This window comes from Sandaracinaceae bacterium (assembly GCA_020633055.1).
Classification (GTDB): Bacteria; Myxococcota_A; Polyangia; order Polyangiales; family Houyiibacteriaceae; genus JADJJE01.
Map to the genome: position 1 here is coordinate 327,730 of JACKEJ010000010.1, position 18,092 is coordinate 345,821.

The following is an 18,092-nucleotide window of genomic DNA, read 5'->3' on the forward strand; positions in this document are numbered from 1 at the left end:
GGAGCACCCTACGGTGCCGCGCTGGGCGCTGGGGCCGCCTCGCCTGCGGCGGGGTGCGGTGCAGGGACGTTCGCCGTGGCCTCGCTCGGTGGTGCGGTCTCCGTCGCGGCCGACGCTGGCGCGGCCGCCGTGGCAGTGCTCCCAGCGGTCGCGTCCGTGATGGGCGCCGCGGGAACACCTCCATCCACCGGTGCGGGCCGCTCGGGCACGCGCAGCGCCGCGGGCGTCGCCGTCGCGCTGCCCATCATCCCGAGGACCCATACGCGCCCGGTGGGTTCGTGGTTGAAGAACAGGTGCCGGACGTCGAGGTCGTAGTGCAGGCGACGCGACTCGTCGTCGTGGGGCAACACCACGCGCGCGTAGCCGTACTGCATGACCGGACGCTCGACCGCCATGTAGAGCAGGGGCACCGGCTCGGGCGTGTCCAGCTCGTGCGCGACGACGCCCTCGACGACGCTGCTGCCCTCTGTCGTCTGGATGGTGATGGACGGGATGGCACCGTCGCTCTCGGTGCGCTGCAACAGCATCGCGGGCCCCGTGATGGGGAGCACCTCGTGCCCCTCGCGCGGCGTGGTGTTGGACGGATTGATGAACGACTGGCGCGGGGTCACGTGCTCGTCGATCCACAGGAAGAACTCGTACGGAGCCGACAAGGGCGGCAGCCCCAGGGCGACGGGCACATCCACACTGAACACGCCGCGCAGCGGCTCTCCGGTGGCCTCGTCCGCGAACACGTCACCCGCGAACGCTGGTGGCTCGCTGGTTGGCGAGAGGGGCGGACCGACGGGCGCTGCGTGGATGCGGAAGGCCTCCGTGTTGATCGCCACCAGATAGATGGCGTGCCGGGGGTCCTCGCCGTAGCGGGCGCGCACCGCAGCCGGGAGGTTGTAGCGCCCCGAGAGCACCAGCGTGGGGCGCGAGTTACGCACGGCGAGCGTGAGCGCGAAGTCGAGCGGCGCGTCGCTCTCGGCGGGCGTGAACGCGTTGGGATCCGTCATGAACGTGGTGGTCACGCTCATCGGAGGCGGGCCCATGGGCTCTGGGGGGTGCGGCTCTCCCGAGCACCCTGACCCCACGAACGCGAGCACGAGCAGCCCAGCGGCCAACAGACGGATGCGGCCGGCACGCGTCGCGCGCATGGGCACGTGGCGCGGGGACTGCCCCGAAGCCACGACGGAGGGCTCGGCCGCGCGGGCGGAGGACCGGTACGAGGGGAGGACGGGGAACGAGCGGAGCGTCACGACGCAGGAGACTACTTGATCCTGGCCGCGCGCCCCGCGAATTCCGAACACCATCGAGCGGACGCTCAGGGGTAGGTGATGCGCACCGAACCGTGCCCGGGCTCAGCCCCACCCGCCGTGAGCGTGATGCTGCTCGACCCCGTCGGGATGACGTAGCCGCTCCCGCCCCCGCCGCCACGGCAGTTTCCGCTGCCCGCGCCGCCCCACCAGCCGCCGCCGCCGCCGTAGCCTTCGCACCCGCAGCCAGAGGGCGCGCCGCCGACCCCGAAGGCGCCCGCCGTGACCGGGTTGTTGAACGAGATACAGGTCCCCGAGGGACCCGCCTCGGTCTGCGTCGCGCCCAAGCCGCCAGGGTTCGTGGCGTCCGCCCGCATGCCATCGCCCCCGGTGAGGCCGCCTCCGACGCCCCCGATCACGTGCTGGCTGGACCAGAACCCGGCGCCGCCACCGCCTCCCGCCACGACGATGCGATCGTTCAGGGTCATCCCACCGCGCCGGATGTCGCTACCGCCGCCGCCGCCCTGACCGCCCGTCTCGCCGTTGCCGCCACCGTTGAAGCCTCCCGTCGTGCCGTTGGGCTGCCCACCCACGAAGATGTAGAGCGTCTCGCCCGGGGTGACGGTGATGATGGCCTCGGTGCGTCCGCCAAAATTCGTGTTGTCGACCCAGTTGGCGCCGCCTTGGGCGCCGTTCACCTCCACCCGCAGCTGCGTGACGTTGGGCACGATGAACGTCTGCATCGCCCCCGTGAACCCGAAGACCTGCGTCTCGATGTTCGTCAGCGTCAAGCTGTCAGGCGTGACGCCGTCGTACAGCGGGTCCGTGCTGGTCGTCGCCGAGAAGTCGATGGCGTACTCCACGCTGCCATCGGCTACGCCATCGTTCTGCCCGGTCACGGTCACGGTCACGGGGGTTTCCCAGTTCTCCGACGTGAACGTGATGGAGGTGATGTCGAGCGACCCTTCGCTTGCGTCGTTGGAGTGGAACGCCACCGTGACGTCCGCCGTGGGCTCGGAGTCGAGCACCACCGTGAACGTTGCCGTGCCGCCCCCCTCGTTGGTGTCCCCGCTGATGTCGCTCACGCGAATGCCCGCCGAGTCGTCGTCTTCGTTGCTCAGGTCGATGTTGGCGATGGCGATCGGCGCGTAGATCGCGTCGCTGGACGTCACGGCGTCGAAGTCGATGCGGTAGGGCTGGTCGCCGTCCTGCACGTCGTCGTTCTCCCCGGTCACGACGACCGTCTGCGGCATGTCCCACGTCGCGGAAGTGAACGTCAGCGTCGTCTGGTCGGGCGTCCCCTCGCCGCCGTCGGTCGTGTCGAACGTGATGGTCACGTCCGCGGTCGGCTCCGAGTTCAGCACCACGCTGAACGCCGCCGTGCCGCCCGCCTCGTCCGTGGTCGCGTCGGTCACGGAGACCACGATGTCCGCGCTGTCGTCATCCTCGTTCGACAGCGTCACGTCCGCAGGGGTGATGGCTGCGTAGTCCGCGTCGGTGCTGGTGGTTGCGGTGAACGCGATGGCGTAGGGCTGGTCCCCGTCCTGCACATCGTCATCCTGGCCCGTGACCACGACCGTCTGCAGGTCCCCGAAGTTGCCCGGGCTGAACGTCAGCGAGGTGACGTCCGTGGTGCCCTCGTCGCTCGCGGAGCTCGCGAAGTTCACGGTCACGTCCGCGCTGGGGACCGTGCGCAAGCGCACGCTGAACGTGGCGGTGCCGCCCGCCTCCGTGGTGTCGCCACTGATGGCGCTGACCTCGATGCCGATCATGTCGTCGTCCAGGTTCGTCAGCGAAACCGCCGCCGGAGTGAGCGCCGCGTAGACGCTGTCGTCGCTGGTGGTCGCCGAGAACACGACGTCGTAGGGCTGGTCGCCGTCGTCGAGGTCGTCGTTGACGCCCGTCACCACGATCGGCTGGGGCGCGTTCCAGTTCTCGGGGGTCGCCTGGCGCGGAGAGCGCTTTGGGCGTAAAATTGAACTAGCACAAAAAACCGGGGCATGACGGCGTCTTTCGATACGTTTTTTTAGAAACCAACCGCACCGATCGTTCCGTAGAGCGCTGCTAGACTCGGGCGCCCATGACCCGAGAAGTGCTGGCCATCGTGTGGCGCGCCGTCGTCGCGCTCGTCGTCGCGGCCGCCCTCGTCGCGCTGGGTGTGCGCGGCGGCTCCTCCGGGGTCGCCGTGGCCGGACCCATCGTCGCCATGGGCGTCCTGTGGTTCTCGCTCCGCCGCCCGCTGCGCGCGTGGCGGGCGGCCCGAGCGCCGCTCGACCCGGAGGTGACGACCCTGCTCGAGCGGCATGTTCGTCACTTCGCTGGGCTGAGCGACGCGCAGCGCGACGCGTTCAGTCGCAGGGTGGCACGCCTGCTCGCGACCCTCGAGTTCGAGAGCGTGGACGGTGCCCGGGACACGCTGGAGCTGCGGGTCATGGCCGTGGCTGGAGCCGCCCTGCTCTACGTGGGGCGCGACGACCTACAGCTCGACGAGACCCGCTCGGTGGTGTTCTACCCCGACGCCTTCTCGGAGGACTACGACGTCGCGCACGACGCGCGCATCGCAGGGATGGTGCACCGTCAGGGGCCGGTGCTCTTCTCCGAGCGAGCCCTGCGAGATGGCTGGGACCGCTCGTCGGACGGCTACAACGTGTCGGTCCACGAGTGGGCGCATGTACTGGACCTCGAGGACGGCTTCGCCGACGGCATCCCGGGACTGGCCGCTGGGTCGCAAGCGGAGGAACAGGCGCTGCTCACCCACGAGCTGGCGCGGGCCCGCGGGGGCCGCTCCGTGCTGCGCGACTATGCCGGCACCAACCGCGCCGAGCTGTTCGCGGTGGCCACCGAGGTCTTCTTCGAGCGCCCCGCGCTCATGCGCAAGAGCCACTCCCAGCTCTACGACGTGCTCACTGCGTGGCTCCGGATCGATCCGGAGACCTTGCTGGGCGAAGCGAACGCGGCGCCCCCGAGCCCATCCCGCGCACGGCGCAAGGGAGGCGCCAAGCGCGGGAGCAAGCGCTGAGTCCGCGCGGGGGTTGCCGATGCGTCGCGGGCGGGCGACTGCTACAACGCGGCCGTGGCGAAATTCACGGCCGCGCTGAGAGCGCTCGGAATCCTGCTCGGGACCTGGGGCCTGCTGTTCATGGTGGGCGCCGTCGCGGGCGTGCTGCCGGCGCTGGATGGAGCGTTCGGTCGTACGGGTCGCGCCGCGCGCCCCGCGGCCGACGCGGGCGTGGACGACCCCGCACAGCCGCCGAGCGAGCCAGACACCGGAGAGCCGAGCACGGACGGTTCCCCCGCCCCCAGCGAGTCCCCCGCCCCGCGACCCGTCGCGGGCGCCACGGACCCCACGCCCACGGACGGTACGTCTCCTGCGAGCGTTCCTGGCCGCGCCGGGACCCCGATCGCGCCCGCGGAAGACGCCGCGCCTGCCCTCGCCGAGCCGACGGCCCCTGCCCTGCGCCGCCACACCGTCTGCAGCGGGACCGACGCACCGCCCGTCGTGGACGTCGTCGACCCAGGGAACGTCGTGGTTGGCTGTGGGCCAGACATCGAGTGGCTCACGCGCTGGCCAGCCGGCGGCGACCAGCTCTATCGCACGCTGCGGGTCCACCGCGAGCCCGCGCAGCCGCGCGCGCGTGTGCGGGCCTCGGCCATCGCTCACGGGGACGTCGATGGCGATGGGCAGGTCGATCTGGTGCTCGGCTTCCTCGAACAGAACGCCGAAGGCAGCACCGTCGGCGGCGCGCTCTACCTGGTGCCCGCGTCGCCAGGCGGGGGGTTCGCCGAGCCGCAAGAGCTCGCGCCCATCCCCGTGACATCCATCGTCCTTTCGCACGTCAACGACCACGAGGCACTCGACATCGTGGCGCTGCACCGCCCCGACGCGTTCGGCCGGCGCCCGTCCGAGGTCTGGGTCTTCGGAGGCGGGACATCGCCTGCGCGCACGGCGCGGCTCGACGCTGGCAACGCGGTGGCGCTCGCCGTGGCCGACCTCGATCGTGACGAGCACCAGGACATCGTCGCCGGCAAGGCCGCCGGCACCGCCCGGGTCTTCTTCGGGGATGGCACGGGGCGCTTCGAGCGGCAGGCCGAGGTGCGCGAAGCGCCTGCGACCGAGCTGCTGTCGTTCGATCTCGACGACGACGGGGGCGTAGACGTGCTGGCTCTCGCCGAGCAGACGCGGCTCATTCGTGCAGCGCGGGCCGAGAGCTTGGTCAGCATCCCGCTCGACGTGGCCCCGGGGCTCCACAGCGCGACCGCCGTCGACCTGGACGGCGATGGCGTCCGGGACCTGCTGGGCGTGGCGGGTGACGGACTCGTTTCGCACCGGAGCATGCGTGGGACGGCCCTGGCGCCCGCCGCGCTGGTGGACCTCCCGCTCCACGCCGGCACCCCACGCATGGTTTGGGCGCTGCGCTCGTCCGACGGGCTCGGGGTCGTGGTGCTCACGCGCCTCCCTGGCGACGCGGAGCCGTTCACGCTCGTGCTGATGACCAGCCTCGAGAGCGTCAACGTGCAGGCGACGCCCACGCCCGTCACGGACGCGCCGCTGACGCTGCGCTTCGACGTGCACTGAGCGCACGTCGGAGCGGGCTCACGATCCACACAGGGGGTCGTTGCCGCAGCGGTCCAGCTCGAGGGCGGGGCGCATGCGCGTGCTGGGCGTGATGCCACCGTTGTCGGCGGCGGGGCGCTGGCGCGCCCGAGGCCGAGCTGCGACGGGCTCGGGGTCGGCCACCACCTCGGGCGTCGGCGCCGCGGCCACCGTCTCGGGCTCGGCGTGGACGAGGACCTCGCGGGTGACCTCCACCTCCACCACCCGCACCGCAGGCGGGCGCGTCGCGGCGAAGACGACCATGGACAAAAAGAACAGGAACGAGAAGCCCGCGAAGATCCAGCCACCTGGACCGTGCCCGGAGCGCGCCGGCGGGGGGGTGCTCCCGGTGGCGCTACGTGCGTGCAGCAGCGAGCGCTCCGCTTGAACCATGGCCAGCTGGCTGCGCAAGGCGGCGATGCGCTGGTCGGCGGCGCTGGCAGCCTCCGAGGGGGTGCGGTCGTGGGTGGTCGTCGGGGCGTCGGGGGCGTGGCGGGTGTCGGTCATGGGCTCTGTCTCCTTCTGACGGGAGATAGAGCAGGACCTGTGCCACCCGTTTTCGTGAGTAATTTCAGAGAGCAGACCGCCCAGAAATCTGTCTGTCACATATTCAATCTACGAATCATAGATGAGCGTCAGTCGCGCACGCGCAGCCCGAGCTGGTTGAAACGCAGCTGCACGCGCCGCGCGTTGTCGCTCGGCTCCCCCCTCAGCAGGCGCCGCGCCATCGCTTCGAAGTCTCCCCCTGTCTCGGCGAACAAGCGCTCATACAGCGCGCGCTCGAGGTCGCGTGCGACATCACGCGGCTGGTCCCGAGGCACGAGCTCCGGCCATCCCACCACGTCCGCCCCCGTGGGCCCCCTGACTGGAGCCGAAGGAACCCAGCTGGCGGCGAGCAGCTCGTCCACCAGTCGCTCTGGGATCGGCACGATGCGCGCCTCACCGGCGGCCGCACGCCCCGCATCGGCGGCCGTCAGGGCGTCCGAGAGGGACAAGAGGCACGCGTTCGACACCAGCAAACGCAGCTCCCGTACATTGCCTGGGAACGCGTGGCGCATGAGGGCCGCGAGCGATCGGTCACTGAACGCAAAGCTCAATTGCCCAGCGTGCGTGTCCGCCGCAGAGCCCGGCAGACGCGCTGTGGCGCGCAGTCCGGGAGGGAGCGCCGCGGCCCGCAAGTACGCCGCCAGCAGCGCGGCGTCGGCCTCGGCGAACGTCTCCTCGACGGTGCGCGCGAGCAGCGCGGGCAAGTCCTCGCGGCGCTCGCGCAGCGGTGGCACCACCAGGCCCGCCGCAGGGTTGAGGCGCGCATAGAGGTCGGCCCGGAACCGACCGCGCCGGACCGCGTCCCGCAGGTTCGTGTTAGTCGCGGCGAGCACCTTCACGTCGACGGGGCGCGCCTGGTGCTCCCCCAGCCGCGTGACCTGGCGCTCCTGCAGCACCATCAGGAGCATCCGCTGCACCTCGAGCGAGAGGTTGCCGATCTCGTCGAGCAGCAGCGTGCCCCCGTGCGCGGCCTCGAAGCGCCCAGCGCGATCCACTGCGCCACTGAAGGCGCCTCGCGCGCTCCCGAACAGCTCGGCGCCTACCAACCCTTCGGGGAGCGCGCTGACGTCCACGGTGACGAAGGGACCGGCGCGCCCGCTCGCGGCGTGCACCACCTGTCGCGCGAGCGCGCTCTTGCCCGTGCCCGGCTCGCCCGTGATGAGTACCGGTAGAGACGTCCGCGCCAGGGTCATAGCGTCGCGACGTAGACGCGCCATGGCGGGCGAGACGCCGAACTCGTAGTCCGAGCCGAAGCTGGGTGCGTCTCGGCGAGCGAGGACGCGCTCCACCAGCAGACCGAGCGCGCGCGCGTCGAAGCCGTCGGCGCCCGCCAGGACGACGTACTCGTCGGCGGCGGCGTCGGCGCCACGCAAGCGCAACTCCTCCGTCGACGTCATCAAGATGACCGGTAGCGCGGGACGCAGCGCGCGGATGCGCGCGAGGATGGCGAGGCCCTGCAGCGCACGCCGGCGCGAAAGGCTGGGCGTGGGCACCCCGGCCTCGTCGTTCGCCACCAAGCGCTCCTCGGGGAGCTCGAAGTGCATGTCCAACAGCACCACGTCCAGGTCCCGGTGGCGCGAAAGGGCCTGCTCGGTCTCGCCCCAGTCGTGGGCGTGGGTGAGCGTGCAGCCCGGCCGACGCGCGCAGGTCCAGCAGGGGCCCGCCAGCTCGCAGCGCGTCGCGTAGCGATAGTCGCGCAGCAGCGCATGAGCGAGCTCCACGTAGCGCTCCCCGTCGTCCACGAGCAGGACCTTCGGAGGTCGGCGCGGCTCGACGCTCACGCGTCGGCCTCCTGCGCGCGTACGAATGCGCGGCACGCGTCGTCCACGACGAGCGCCAAGCGGCAGGCCTCCGACACCGCGTCCGCATGATGGGCACGCACCCGCGGCTCGAGCGCCATCAGCGCCTCGAGGGCGACGCGGATGCCGGGCGGCACGTCCGCCTCCGAGACCTGCGAAGCCGAGACGCGCGCCTCGTACACGGCCAACGCCGTGTGGGTACCGTCGGTCCTGAAGAGGTCCGCCACGAGCATGTCCAGCAGCACGGGTGGAGGATCTTCGGGTGGGAGGTTGCGGGCGGCGCGCGTGACGTACTTGCCGACGTCGTGGCGCAACGTGAGCGCGAGCTCGGTCAGACGGGAGCGCGCGTCGGCGCTCATGCGCCCAACACCCGCGCGATGGCCTGCGCGTCGAACGCTGGGATGGCGTGGACCGCACCATAGAGCTGCTGCAGGTTCGCCAGACGGCGCGCCGGGAAGTCGTGCACGAAGAGGGCGGGCACGTCGCACCCCTGGGCGCGCAGCTGCGCCAACACGATGGTGCCTTGCTGATCTTGCAGGTGTCGCAGCGCGCGCGTCCGATCACCCCCGAAGCGGCGCGCGGCGAGGTCGTCCGCGTCGCCCTCGAGCGCGTCCGCCGGGGTGCGCTCGAAGCGCAGGTCCAGCAAGAGCCCCTCCGGGGCGAAGTCGCGCGCCACCTCCCGCGCCTCCCGCGCGCTGTGCGCGACGCGCAGCTCGAAGCGCTGACCCAGAAAGAGCCGCACGAACTCCTCGTACTCGTGGCCGTCTTCAACCACCAGCAATCGACGCACCGAGCCGCTCATCGAGCGCAGCGTGCCACGCCGACGCCCTCCCAGGCTACGCGTTGTAAGCACATGGGAACGACACCACGACCGACTTCACGAAGCCATCCCGACCGGGCTCGATCGAGATGGCCCCGCCATAGCGGTCGACGGCCGCGCTGACCAGTCCGAGCCCGCGCCCGAACTCCCGGTCTCGGATCATCTCCAGCGTCAGCGGCGCGTCGCTGGTGTCGCTGACCTCGATGTGGACCGTCTCCTCCCCGGTCACTTCGAGCTCGACCCGCACCCCCAGGCGCACGCTGCGCGGCGCCGGACCGCGCCCCACCGCCAACACGGCGTTGCGAAAGATGTTCTTGAGCACCAGCACGAGGTCCACGCGGAACACCTCGACCGCGACGGGCTGCTCGGCCTCCACCACCAGGCCGTCCAGCTCCACCCCCGAGGGCGCGTACTCCTGCCGCACCTCCGCGACCACCTGCTCGAACAGGGCCCGGTCGACGTCCGTACGGATGAGGCCGTCCACCAATTCCTTGAGCGACGCATCGAACGCGCTGAGGGCGGCGTGCGCGGCCTGCAAGCGCCGCTCTCTCCGTGGGGTGTGGCGCGCCGCGAGGGCGGGAGTGAGCTCCACGATGACGCGGATGGCGTCGCGGGCGGCCCGGAAGGTACGGTCGCTACGGACGTCGAAGCGCCCGCCCAACGCGCGCTCGAAGGCGCGCAGGTAGGCGTCGAAGGCCTGGTCCAGCGGCAAGCTGCCGGCGCTGCCCAGCAAGCGCGACTCGAGAAAGCTGCGCTGTTCCGAGGTGGGCTCTCCGGCACCCAGCAAGTGCAACACCTCCCGCGCGGCGCCGACGCGATGCTTGAGCAGCTCGTGGCGCAGCGACCCGACCAGGTACGCGATGGCAGGGTGCAGCTCTGGCTGCTCGCGCACCAGGCGCGCCAGCGACACTCCGCGGTGGCGGAGCCAGGTCCGCAGGCGGGCGCCCGCGAGGGCCAACAACAGCCCGGACAGCACCCCGAGCGCGACCCAAGCGGCCGTCGGAACGGCGCTGACGCGCGCTGGCTCCATGACCGCGCTCGGCGGTGGCAGGGGCGTCTCCGTCAGGATGCTCGCGCCCGGAGACAGCGACCGCAGCTCCTCCCGCACCGCGTCGGCGTCCCGGGCGTCTGGGCGCGCGCGGAGGTACCGCTCGAACAGACGCGCGGCCTCGGCGTCGTTGCCGCGACCGACGTGCAGCCGCGCGATGATGGGGTAGTACCCTGGGTCCATCGGGCCGTCGTCCAGTCCGCGTCGGATCTCACGGTAGGCTGCGTCGTCGTCCTCGGCCGCCAGCCGTCGGATGCCCTCCTGGTAGTGCGTGTCCGCCGTGGCCAGGCGACGACGGGCGGTAGCGCTGGCGGGGTGCGTCGCAGGCAGGTCCGACCAGAACTCGAACGCGCGCGGGTCGTTCTGTGCGAACGCCTCCTGCGCCACTTCCCACGGGTCGGGCGCGGCCACCTCGGGCTCGCACCCGGCCACGGACACGTGCAGCGCGAGGGCCAGCCACAGCGATCGGCGCACGCGACCAAGAGGCACCATGGCTGGTTGATATCAGATTTCGGTGCTCGAAGCGCCAGACCCCCGCGACGCCCACGCCCCCGGAGCACCAGGTACCCGTTCACCCACCGCGTCCTCTGGCACGACGTACGCGCCCACCGCGTCCTACAGCGCGCGCACGCACCGGACAGCGCCGCCAGGCTGGTGGTCAGGCGAACGCGGACGCCCGCGGTTGGCGGTCGCGCGTGGCTTCCGTGATGACCGCCATCAGCGCGTCGAACTCGAACGGCTTCTCGACGCTGGTCACGTCGGCCCTGTCGAGGAACGCCCGCGCCGCGTCCGAACACGCACCGCCGGTCATGAACACGAACCCGCCGAGCAGCTCGGGGTGTGCCTTGGCCGCCCACTGGTACAGGTCCTGCCCAGAGCCCCCCGGCATCTGCAGGTCCGTGAGCACCACGTCGAAGTGCGGCTGCGCATCGATCACGGTCTGGGCCTGGTGCCCCGAGTCCGCGACCTCCACCTCGAAGAACTCCTCGAGCATGAGCCGCAACGTGAACTGCAGCATCGGCTCGTCGTCCACGAGCAGCAGCCGCGGTACGCGCGATCTGATTCCCGTGCTCTGCTTGTCGTTGGTTGATTCCATGGAGACCCCCGACCGAAAAGGTACCAGCAGCGCCTCGCGGCCACCAGACCCCCAGCGGAGGATGGTGCGACATGTGCCTACCAGCCGCATCAGGCTCTTGCGCGCGGCTGCTGATCGGCTAAAAGGTGTACGCAGTACACAACGCCGCGCGAGGTGGCGTAGGAGCGAAGCATGGCCATCGTTGAAGCCCTTGAACCCCGCGCGGACGGACGCCGACGTCTCGGGCTGCGCAGCCCGCTGGGAGAGCAGCCCATCGGCGAGATCACCGTGGCGACCCCGGAGGACGTGGCGGATGCCATCCGCCGCGCCCGCGTGGCGCAGAAGGCCTGGGCGGCGCGCACAGTGGAGGAGCGGGCAGCCATCGTGAACCGCGCCATCGACCGCTACCTCGCGCACCAAGACGACATCATCGCCACGCTGCGCGCCGAGACGGGCAAGACGCGCGCCGAGTGCGTGTTCATGGAGTTGCTGCCGTCCTGTGACTTCATCAACTACTGGAGCCATCGCGCGCCCAAGGACCTGGCCGAGCACAAGCGCAAGATCCACGGCTACCTGCGCCCGCTCAAGCGCCTCCAGGTGGCCTACCGGCCGCTCGGTGTCGTGGGCGTCATCACCCCGTGGAACGGCCCGTTGAGCCTCGCCACCAACCCCACGGCGCAGGCACTGCTCGCGGGCAACGCGGTGCTGCTCAAGCCCTCCGAGGTGACGCCCGAGTCCAGCGCGTGGGCCGTGCGCTGCTTCCGCGAGGCCGGCGTGCCCGACGACGTGGTGCAGGTGCTCTACGGAGACGGTGAGACGGGCGCGGCGCTCGTGAGGGGTGGCATCGACAAGATCTCGTTCACGGGGAGCGTGCGCACCGGCACCAAGATCGGCGTGGCCTGCGCCGAGCAGCTCATTCCGTGCACGCTCGAGCTGGGCGGCAAGGACGCCATGATCGTGTGCGCCGACGCCAACGTCGAGCGCGCCGCGCGCGGCGCCGTGTTCAACTCCATGCTCAACACCGGGCAGGTGTGCATGGGCGTCGAGCGCGTGTACGTCATGGAGGAGATCGCCGACGAATTCGAGCGCATCGTGCGTGAGCAGGTCGCTGCGCTGCGCTATGGTCCGGGCGAGGACGTCGACATCGGCGCGGTGTTCTGGGACAAGCAGCTGGACATCATCCGGCACCACGTCGACGACGCGCGCAAGCGCGGGGCCACCATCGACGTGGGCGGCGACGTGGATCGCTCGGCGGGCGTGTTCTACAAGCCGACGCTGCTGACCAACGTCACGCACGACATGGAGATCATGCGCGAGGAGACCTTCGGGCCCATCGTCGCGATCATGCGCGTCAGCAGCGAGGCCGAGGCCATCCGGCTGGCGAACGACAGCGAGTACGGGCTCAGCGCGAGCGTGTGGACCAAGGACGTCGAGAAGGGCATCCGCATCGCGAAGCAGATCGAGGCGGGCTCGGTGTGCATCAACGACGCGACGCTGGCGTACGGCGTGCCCGAGGCTCCCTTCGGCGGCCTGAAGAAGAGCGGTCTCGGCTCCGTGAACGGCCTGGGTGCGCTCCGCAGCTACAGCCACGAGCTGCCCATCGTCATCGACCGCTGGGGCCTCGACAAGGAGGACCACTGGTACCCCTTCACCGACAAGACGGTCCGCAACCTCGAGTACACGTTGAAGTACGTCTTCGGCACCAAGCTGCGGCGCTTCTTCAGCTGACGCGGGGCACCACGTCCACCTCGACGCACACGTGACGAGGTGGACGACGCAGCCCGCGGGCGTTCGTAAGAGGCAGGGCTTGCGGGACTCCGGCTTCACCATCTAGGCTCGACGACATGACCCCGGAGCCCATCCTCGACGAGTGGTTTGGCGACCTCAACGCCGACGGCATCCCGAGCCAGGCCAAGGTCGCGCGCTGGTGGACCAAGTCGCCCGAGTTCGACGACTACCTGCGCATTCACTACGGGACCTTCGTCAAGCAGGCGCAGGCCGGGGGGCTGCAGGAGTGGGACGCCAAGCCCACGGGCACCCTGGCGCGCTTGCTGCTCCTGGACCAGTTCTCCCGGAACATCTTCCGCGGCACGCCACGCATGTTCGAGGGCGACGAGCTGGCCCTCAACGCCACGCTCTCGCTGCTGGACGGCGACCTCCAGACGCTGCCCGCCATCTATCAATACTTCGCGCTCATGCCGTTGATGCACGCTGAGGACCTCGCGCTCCAGGACCGCGGCGTGGCCGAGTTCGAGGCCCTCGCAGCACGCACGCCCGAGCCCACGCGCCAAGCCGTGGCGCCAGCCGTCCAGTTCGCCCGCGACCACCGTGACGTGATCGCGCGCTTCACGCGCTTCCCACATCGGAACGGAGTCTTGGGCCGCACCAGCACCCCGGACGAGTCCGCCTACCTACTCGAACACTCTGGCTGGTAGCGCGACTCAGCGCTCCTGGATGTCCTCGATGTCTTCCGCCGTGATGGTATGGCGCTCGGTCATGACCACCCGCGCAGCGTACGGCAACGGCTGGATGCCCTGTCCGCGATGGCGCGCCCAGGCCCCGGTGAACTCCGCGCCTAGAAAGAAGATCTGACACGTGTAGTAGATCCACAGCGTGAGCACCACGAGCGCCCCGGCCGCGCCGTAGGAGGAGGACACTCCCGCGCTCGCCAGGTAGGTGCCGATCAGCAGGCCACCCAGGCTGGCCAACGTGGCCGTCACGAGGCCACCGACGAACGCATCACGCCACGCGACGAGCGCGTCGGGGAGCCAGCGGTACACCAGCATCATCACCACCGTCAGCAGCAAGAGCGAGCCACCGTACTCCCCCAGCCGCAGCAGGAACGGGAGGTCCATCCACCGCGACGCCACCGTCATGATGGCCCTCAGCACGCCGAACGCCGTGAAGACCGCGGCCGTCACGAACACCATCGCGAAGGCCAGCATGCGGCGCCGCAGCACGACCCTTCCCTCGCCCTTCAGGCCCGGAGGCACCAGGGGCCGCACGCTCCAGAGGTGGTTCAAGGAAGCGCGCAGCATGCTGAACAGGCGTGTCGTGACGTACAAGATGAAGGCCACGCTGAGGGTGGTGGCGAACCCCCCGTGCTGTGGCGCGAGCGCGGCGCTGAGCGACGCGTTCACGTACTCGGCCACTTCGGTGCCCATGGAGACCTCGAGCCGCTCCGTGAGCACCTGCCGCGCCTCGTCCTGGCCCAGCACCAAGCTCGCGACGTAGAGCGCGATGACCCCGAAGGGTGTCGCCGCCATGACCACGTAGAACGCCACGGCGCCCGCCAGCAAGCGTCCGTCGTGCATGCGATACGACCACCAGACCTCGCGCAGGATGGGGTTCATGGGGTCGGTTCTACCCCGGCGCCGTCCGCGGCAGAAGCCGAGAGATCTCGGAGTTCATGAATGCGCCCCCCTGCGTCTCGTCGAGGGCGAGCAAGAACTCGTAGGCGCTACGAAAGTGGCCGTCGCCAGACACGGCCAACGCGAGCAGCTCGGCCAGCCGCACCGGGAGGTCGGGGTTGAGCTGGAGCGGGTGCCGCCGCGGCGCGTTCAGGATCTTGGTGAACGCGGCGACCACCGACTCTTCGCCGAACGCGATGGGGAGGTCGCCACACAGCAGCTCGAACAAGATGGTCGCCACGGCGTACACGTCGGACTGGGGCGACGGGTCCTGCCCACGGATGAGCGCGGGCGACATGTAACATGGCGTGCCGAGGACGGTCCCCGGGTTCGTGAGGCGCACGGCGCTGCGGCGGGTCTCGCGGCTGAGCCCGAAGTCGAGCAACTTGACCATCCGCAGCGGTCCCACCTCCGCCACGAACACGTTCGCGGGCTTGAGGTCGCGGTGCACGAAGCCGCCCTTGTGTACCGCGCTGAGCGTGGCGAGCACCTGGCTGGCCGCGCTGCACGCGTCCGGGACAGTCAGGCGCCGCTCGCGGTCGAGGGCGTCCGCGAGCGTCTCGCCCGTGAGCAGCTCCATCACCAGGTAGGCCGCCCGCGCGTCGATCAACCCGGAGTCCAGCACGCGCACGACGCCTGGATGGTTCAAGGCGGCCATCACCCGTGCCTCGCGCTCGAAGCGCTGCACGGCGTGCGAGTCGCTCTGGAACTCACCGTGGAGCGTCTTGAGCGCGACGATGCGCCCCACGCGCAGGTCCTTGGCGCGGAACACGGCGCCCATGCCGCCCTCTCCGATGCGCCCCTCGATGACGTAGCGGTCGTCGACGAGCGTGCCCGCGCGCAAGCTCTTCAGCTGTGGCGTCGCCGACGCGTCGGACAGCGTGTCGTGCGGCGCATCGTCGACCCCGTCGTCGCGCAGCGGACAGCTCAACGGCAAGTCATCGGCGAGGTGCGGTTCCTCGCAGGCCGGGCAGAAGAAGAAGCGATCGTCCACGGACACCTCAACGCGAGAATGGATCGAGCTGTCGCGCTGCGTCCTCCAGCAGCACCAAGTGCTCGGCCAACTCACCGCGACCCGCACCCGACAGGCGCGGCTTGGCCCGCGAGAGCACCTCGCGCGCGTTGTCCTCGGCCTGCTGCGCGGCCTCGCTCTTCTTCACGATGGTCCCGAGCCTGTCGAGGGCGCGCTCGAGGTCGGCGACCAGCGTCTCGGCGCTCTGGCGCAGACCCTCGACCAGCTCCTCCCCGCGACGCATCTCGAGGTAGTCGGCGTGTTCGTCGCTGAGCTGCTGGAGCTCCTGCTGGGACATCCCGCTGTCGCCGGTGATCTCGATGCGCGTCTCCTGTCCCGTCTCGAGATCCTTCGCGGAGGCGCTGAAGATGCCGTTCTCGTCGATGGTGAACGCGACCTCCACCTCCACGCTGCCAGCGGGTGCGCTCCGCAGCCCAGCGAGGGCGAACTCCTGCAAGCTGTGGTTCTCGCTGGCCCGTGCAGACTCGCCCTCGAGCACGACGATCTTGAGGCGGTCCTGCCCGTCGCGGCTGGTGGTGAACAGGCTCGGCACGCGGCAGGGCACGCGCGTGTTCGCCCGGATGATCGGGTCGAACACGTCGCCCGCCGTGGCGATGCCGAGCGAGTGAGCGGTCACGTCTTCCAGGTTCACGTCTTCGATCTGGCGCAGCATCGCGGCGCCCTGGATGGCCGCGCCCACCGCCACGCACTCGTCCGGGTGGATGCTCTTGGACGGCGCCTTGCCGAAGTGCTTGCTGACCGCGCGCGCCACCGCCGGCATACGGGTCTGGCCGCCCACGAGCACCACCTCGTCCACACCACGGCTACCGAGGTTCGCGTGCTGCAGGGCGTGGTCGCAGATCTCGATGGTGCGCTCGATCAGGTCCTCGGTGAGCCCCTCGAGCTGCTCACGCGACATGCGATAGTGCATGTTGAGCGGTCCCGTGGGGCCCTCGGTGACGATGAACGGGAGCTGGATCTCGGTCTGCGTCTCCGTGGAGAGCTCGCACTTGGCCTTTTGCGCTGCTTGGCGCAGGCGCTGCATCGCGACGGGGGAGTCGCGCAGCGACACCTGATGCTCGGCTTCGAACGCGTCCACCAGCCACTCCATGACGCGCTCGTCGAAGTCCTCACCCCCCAGGAACGAGTCGCCGGTGGTGGCGATGACGCGGAAGTTGCCGTCGCGCGTGACGCGCACGATGGACACGTCGAACGTGCCGCCGCCGAGGTCGTAGACCGCGATAGTCTTGTCCTCGCCCCGGTGAAACCCGTACGCGATGGCGGCCGCGGTGGGCTCGTTGACGATGCGGAGCACGTCGAGGCCGGCGATCAGCCCCGCGTCGCGGACCGCCTGGCGCTGGCTGTCGCTGAAGTACGCGGGGACGGTCACGACCGCCTGATCGACCGTGTCGTGCAGGTAGTCCTCCGCCACGATGCGCATCTCTTGCAAGATGATCGCGGCGATCTCGGGGATGCTGAATTCCTTGCCGCGGAGCACCACGCGCACGTCACCCGCGCGCCCACCGACGATGCGATAGGGCACGTTGGCCTGCGCCAGCCGCACCTCTTCACTGTCGAAGTCGCGCCCGATGAGGCGCTTGGTCGCGTAGGCCGTGTCGATTGGGTTGGTGATGGACTGACGGGCTGCGATCTGGCCAACCAAACGCTCCCCGGTCTCCGTGATGGCGACAATCGACGGCGTGGTCTTGTAGCCCTGCTTGTTGGCGATGACCGTCGGGGAGCCCCCTTCGACGATGGCGACGCAGCTGTTGGTGGTTCCGAGGTCGATTCCGATCACGTGCGACATGCGTCTACGATTGTCCACGACTGCGGAGTGGAAGGCAAAACAAGCGCTAGCAGCCGTGCTAGGGATGCGCGATGACCCGCAAGGAAAAGGCCTCACGCATCCTGGCCCAGCTGGACGAGCTCTACCCGACCCAGCCCATCCCCCTGGACCACCACGACGCGTTCACCTTGCTGGTCGCCGTACTGCTCAGCGCGCAGACCACCGACAAGAAGGTCAACGAGGTGACCCCGGCGCTGTTCGCGGCTGCGGACAACCCGGCGGCGATGGCAGCCCTGCCAGTCGAGACCATCCTCGGGCACATCCGGCAGGTCGGCCTCGCGCCCACCAAGGCACGCAACGTCAAGGCCCTGTCCGAGCTCTTGCTGTCGCGGCACGGGGGAGAGGTGCCAGCGAGCTTCGAGGCCCTCGAGGCACTCCCGGGTGTGGGCCACAAGACGGCGTCGGTGGTGATGGCGCAGGCCTTCGGGGTTCCGGCCTTCCCGGTGGACACCCACATCCATCGGCTGGCCAGCCGCTGGGGGCTCTCCGCGGCCAAGAACGTGGAGCAGACGGAGCGCGACCTGAAGGCGTTGTTCCCAAGAGACGCGTGGAATCGCGCACACTTGCAGATCATCTACTTCGGTCGGGAGCACTGCCCCGCGCGGGGCCACGACCTCGCCAGCTGTCCCATCTGCGGCTGGGCCGCGAGCAAGAAGCGCATCGCCGCGGGCACCTGAGAGAGGTTAGTTGCACATATGCGAATA

Annotated in this window: 16 protein-coding genes; 5 read left to right on the top strand and 11 right to left on the bottom strand. The window is 70.2% G+C overall.

What is annotated here, in order from left to right; genetic code table 11:
* Window positions 1-8 precede the first annotated feature (8 nt).
* Together H6726_23810 and H6726_23815 are read right to left on the bottom strand one after the other, a co-directional pair.
* Entirely contained in the window at window positions 9-1,241 is a 1,233-nt protein-coding gene (locus H6726_23810; protein ID MCB9660692.1) for a hypothetical protein, read from the bottom strand.
* Between the two features lie 65 nt (window positions 1,242-1,306).
* Entirely contained in the window at window positions 1,307-3,145 is a 1,839-nt protein-coding gene (locus tag H6726_23815) for a hypothetical protein (GenBank protein ID MCB9660693.1), read from the bottom strand.
* A 173-nt stretch (window positions 3,146-3,318) separates the two neighbouring features.
* Between H6726_23815 and H6726_23820 the strand changes: the two genes are divergently transcribed.
* Together H6726_23820 and H6726_23825 are read left to right on the top strand one after the other, a co-directional pair.
* Window positions 3,319-4,257, top strand: coding sequence for a zinc-dependent peptidase (locus tag H6726_23820; GenBank protein MCB9660694.1), 939 nt, complete (start codon window positions 3,319-3,321; stop codon window positions 4,255-4,257).
* Window positions 4,258-4,311: 54 nt separating this feature from the next.
* Window positions 4,312-5,814 (top strand): hypothetical protein, encoded by a 1,503-nt coding sequence (locus H6726_23825; GenBank protein ID MCB9660695.1) that lies wholly within the window; start codon window positions 4,312-4,314, stop codon window positions 5,812-5,814.
* 18 nt (window positions 5,815-5,832) lie between these two features.
* Here the strand turns inward: H6726_23825 and H6726_23830 are convergent, their stop codons facing one another.
* The 6 genes from H6726_23830 to H6726_23855 all read right to left on the bottom strand — a co-directional run bounded on the left by H6726_23830 (window position 5,833) and on the right by H6726_23855 (window position 11,141).
* A complete protein-coding gene (locus H6726_23830; protein MCB9660696.1) occupies window positions 5,833-6,339 on the bottom strand; it encodes a hypothetical protein in 507 nt (168 codons plus the stop codon).
* A gap of 128 nt (window positions 6,340-6,467) precedes the next feature.
* A complete protein-coding gene (locus H6726_23835) occupies window positions 6,468-8,159 on the bottom strand; it encodes a sigma-54-dependent Fis family transcriptional regulator (protein MCB9660697.1) in 1,692 nt (563 codons plus the stop codon).
* Complete coding sequence (locus tag H6726_23840; GenBank protein ID MCB9660698.1) at window positions 8,156-8,536, bottom strand: hypothetical protein; 381 nt, start codon at window positions 8,534-8,536, stop codon at window positions 8,156-8,158. The genes H6726_23835 and H6726_23840 overlap by 4 nt, the downstream gene beginning before the upstream one ends.
* Window positions 8,533-8,979, bottom strand: coding sequence for a hypothetical protein (locus H6726_23845; protein ID MCB9660699.1), 447 nt, complete (start codon window positions 8,977-8,979; stop codon window positions 8,533-8,535). The genes H6726_23840 and H6726_23845 overlap by 4 nt, the downstream gene beginning before the upstream one ends.
* Window positions 8,980-9,013: 34 nt before the next feature.
* On the bottom strand, window positions 9,014-10,537 hold the full coding sequence (locus H6726_23850; protein ID MCB9660700.1) for a hypothetical protein: 1,524 nt from the start codon (window positions 10,535-10,537) through the stop codon (window positions 9,014-9,016).
* A gap of 166 nt (window positions 10,538-10,703) precedes the next feature.
* The gene (locus H6726_23855; GenBank protein MCB9660701.1) at window positions 10,704-11,141 is read right to left on the bottom strand and encodes a response regulator; all 438 of its coding nucleotides are present in this window, start codon (window positions 11,139-11,141) and stop codon (window positions 10,704-10,706) included.
* 171 nt (window positions 11,142-11,312) lie between these two features.
* Here H6726_23855 and H6726_23860 point away from each other — a divergent pair, with 171 nt between their 5' ends.
* A complete protein-coding gene (locus H6726_23860) occupies window positions 11,313-12,848 on the top strand; it encodes an aldehyde dehydrogenase family protein (GenBank protein ID MCB9660702.1) in 1,536 nt (511 codons plus the stop codon).
* A gap of 116 nt (window positions 12,849-12,964) precedes the next feature.
* Entirely contained in the window at window positions 12,965-13,555 is a 591-nt protein-coding gene (locus H6726_23865; protein ID MCB9660703.1) for a DUF924 domain-containing protein, read from the top strand.
* Window positions 13,556-13,561: 6 nt separating this feature from the next.
* Here H6726_23865 and H6726_23870 read toward each other — a convergent pair whose 3' ends face one another.
* The 3 genes from H6726_23870 to dnaK are packed head-to-tail and all read right to left on the bottom strand — an operon-like array spanning window position 13,562 to window position 17,349.
* Window positions 13,562-14,473, bottom strand: a complete 912-nt coding sequence (locus tag H6726_23870) for a YihY/virulence factor BrkB family protein (protein ID MCB9660704.1) — start codon at window positions 14,471-14,473, stop codon at window positions 13,562-13,564.
* A 10-nt stretch (window positions 14,474-14,483) separates the two neighbouring features.
* Complete coding sequence (locus tag H6726_23875; protein MCB9660705.1) at window positions 14,484-15,524, bottom strand: serine/threonine protein kinase; 1,041 nt, start codon at window positions 15,522-15,524, stop codon at window positions 14,484-14,486.
* A gap of 7 nt (window positions 15,525-15,531) precedes the next feature.
* Window positions 15,532-17,349, bottom strand: coding sequence for a molecular chaperone DnaK (dnaK, locus tag H6726_23880; GenBank protein MCB9660706.1), 1,818 nt, complete (start codon window positions 17,347-17,349; stop codon window positions 15,532-15,534).
* A gap of 71 nt (window positions 17,350-17,420) precedes the next feature.
* On the opposite strand from dnaK, the gene nth reads away from it, so the two are divergent.
* On the top strand, window positions 17,421-18,065 hold the full coding sequence (nth, locus tag H6726_23885; GenBank protein MCB9660707.1) for an endonuclease III: 645 nt from the start codon (window positions 17,421-17,423) through the stop codon (window positions 18,063-18,065).
* Window positions 18,066-18,092: the final 27 nt, after the last annotated feature.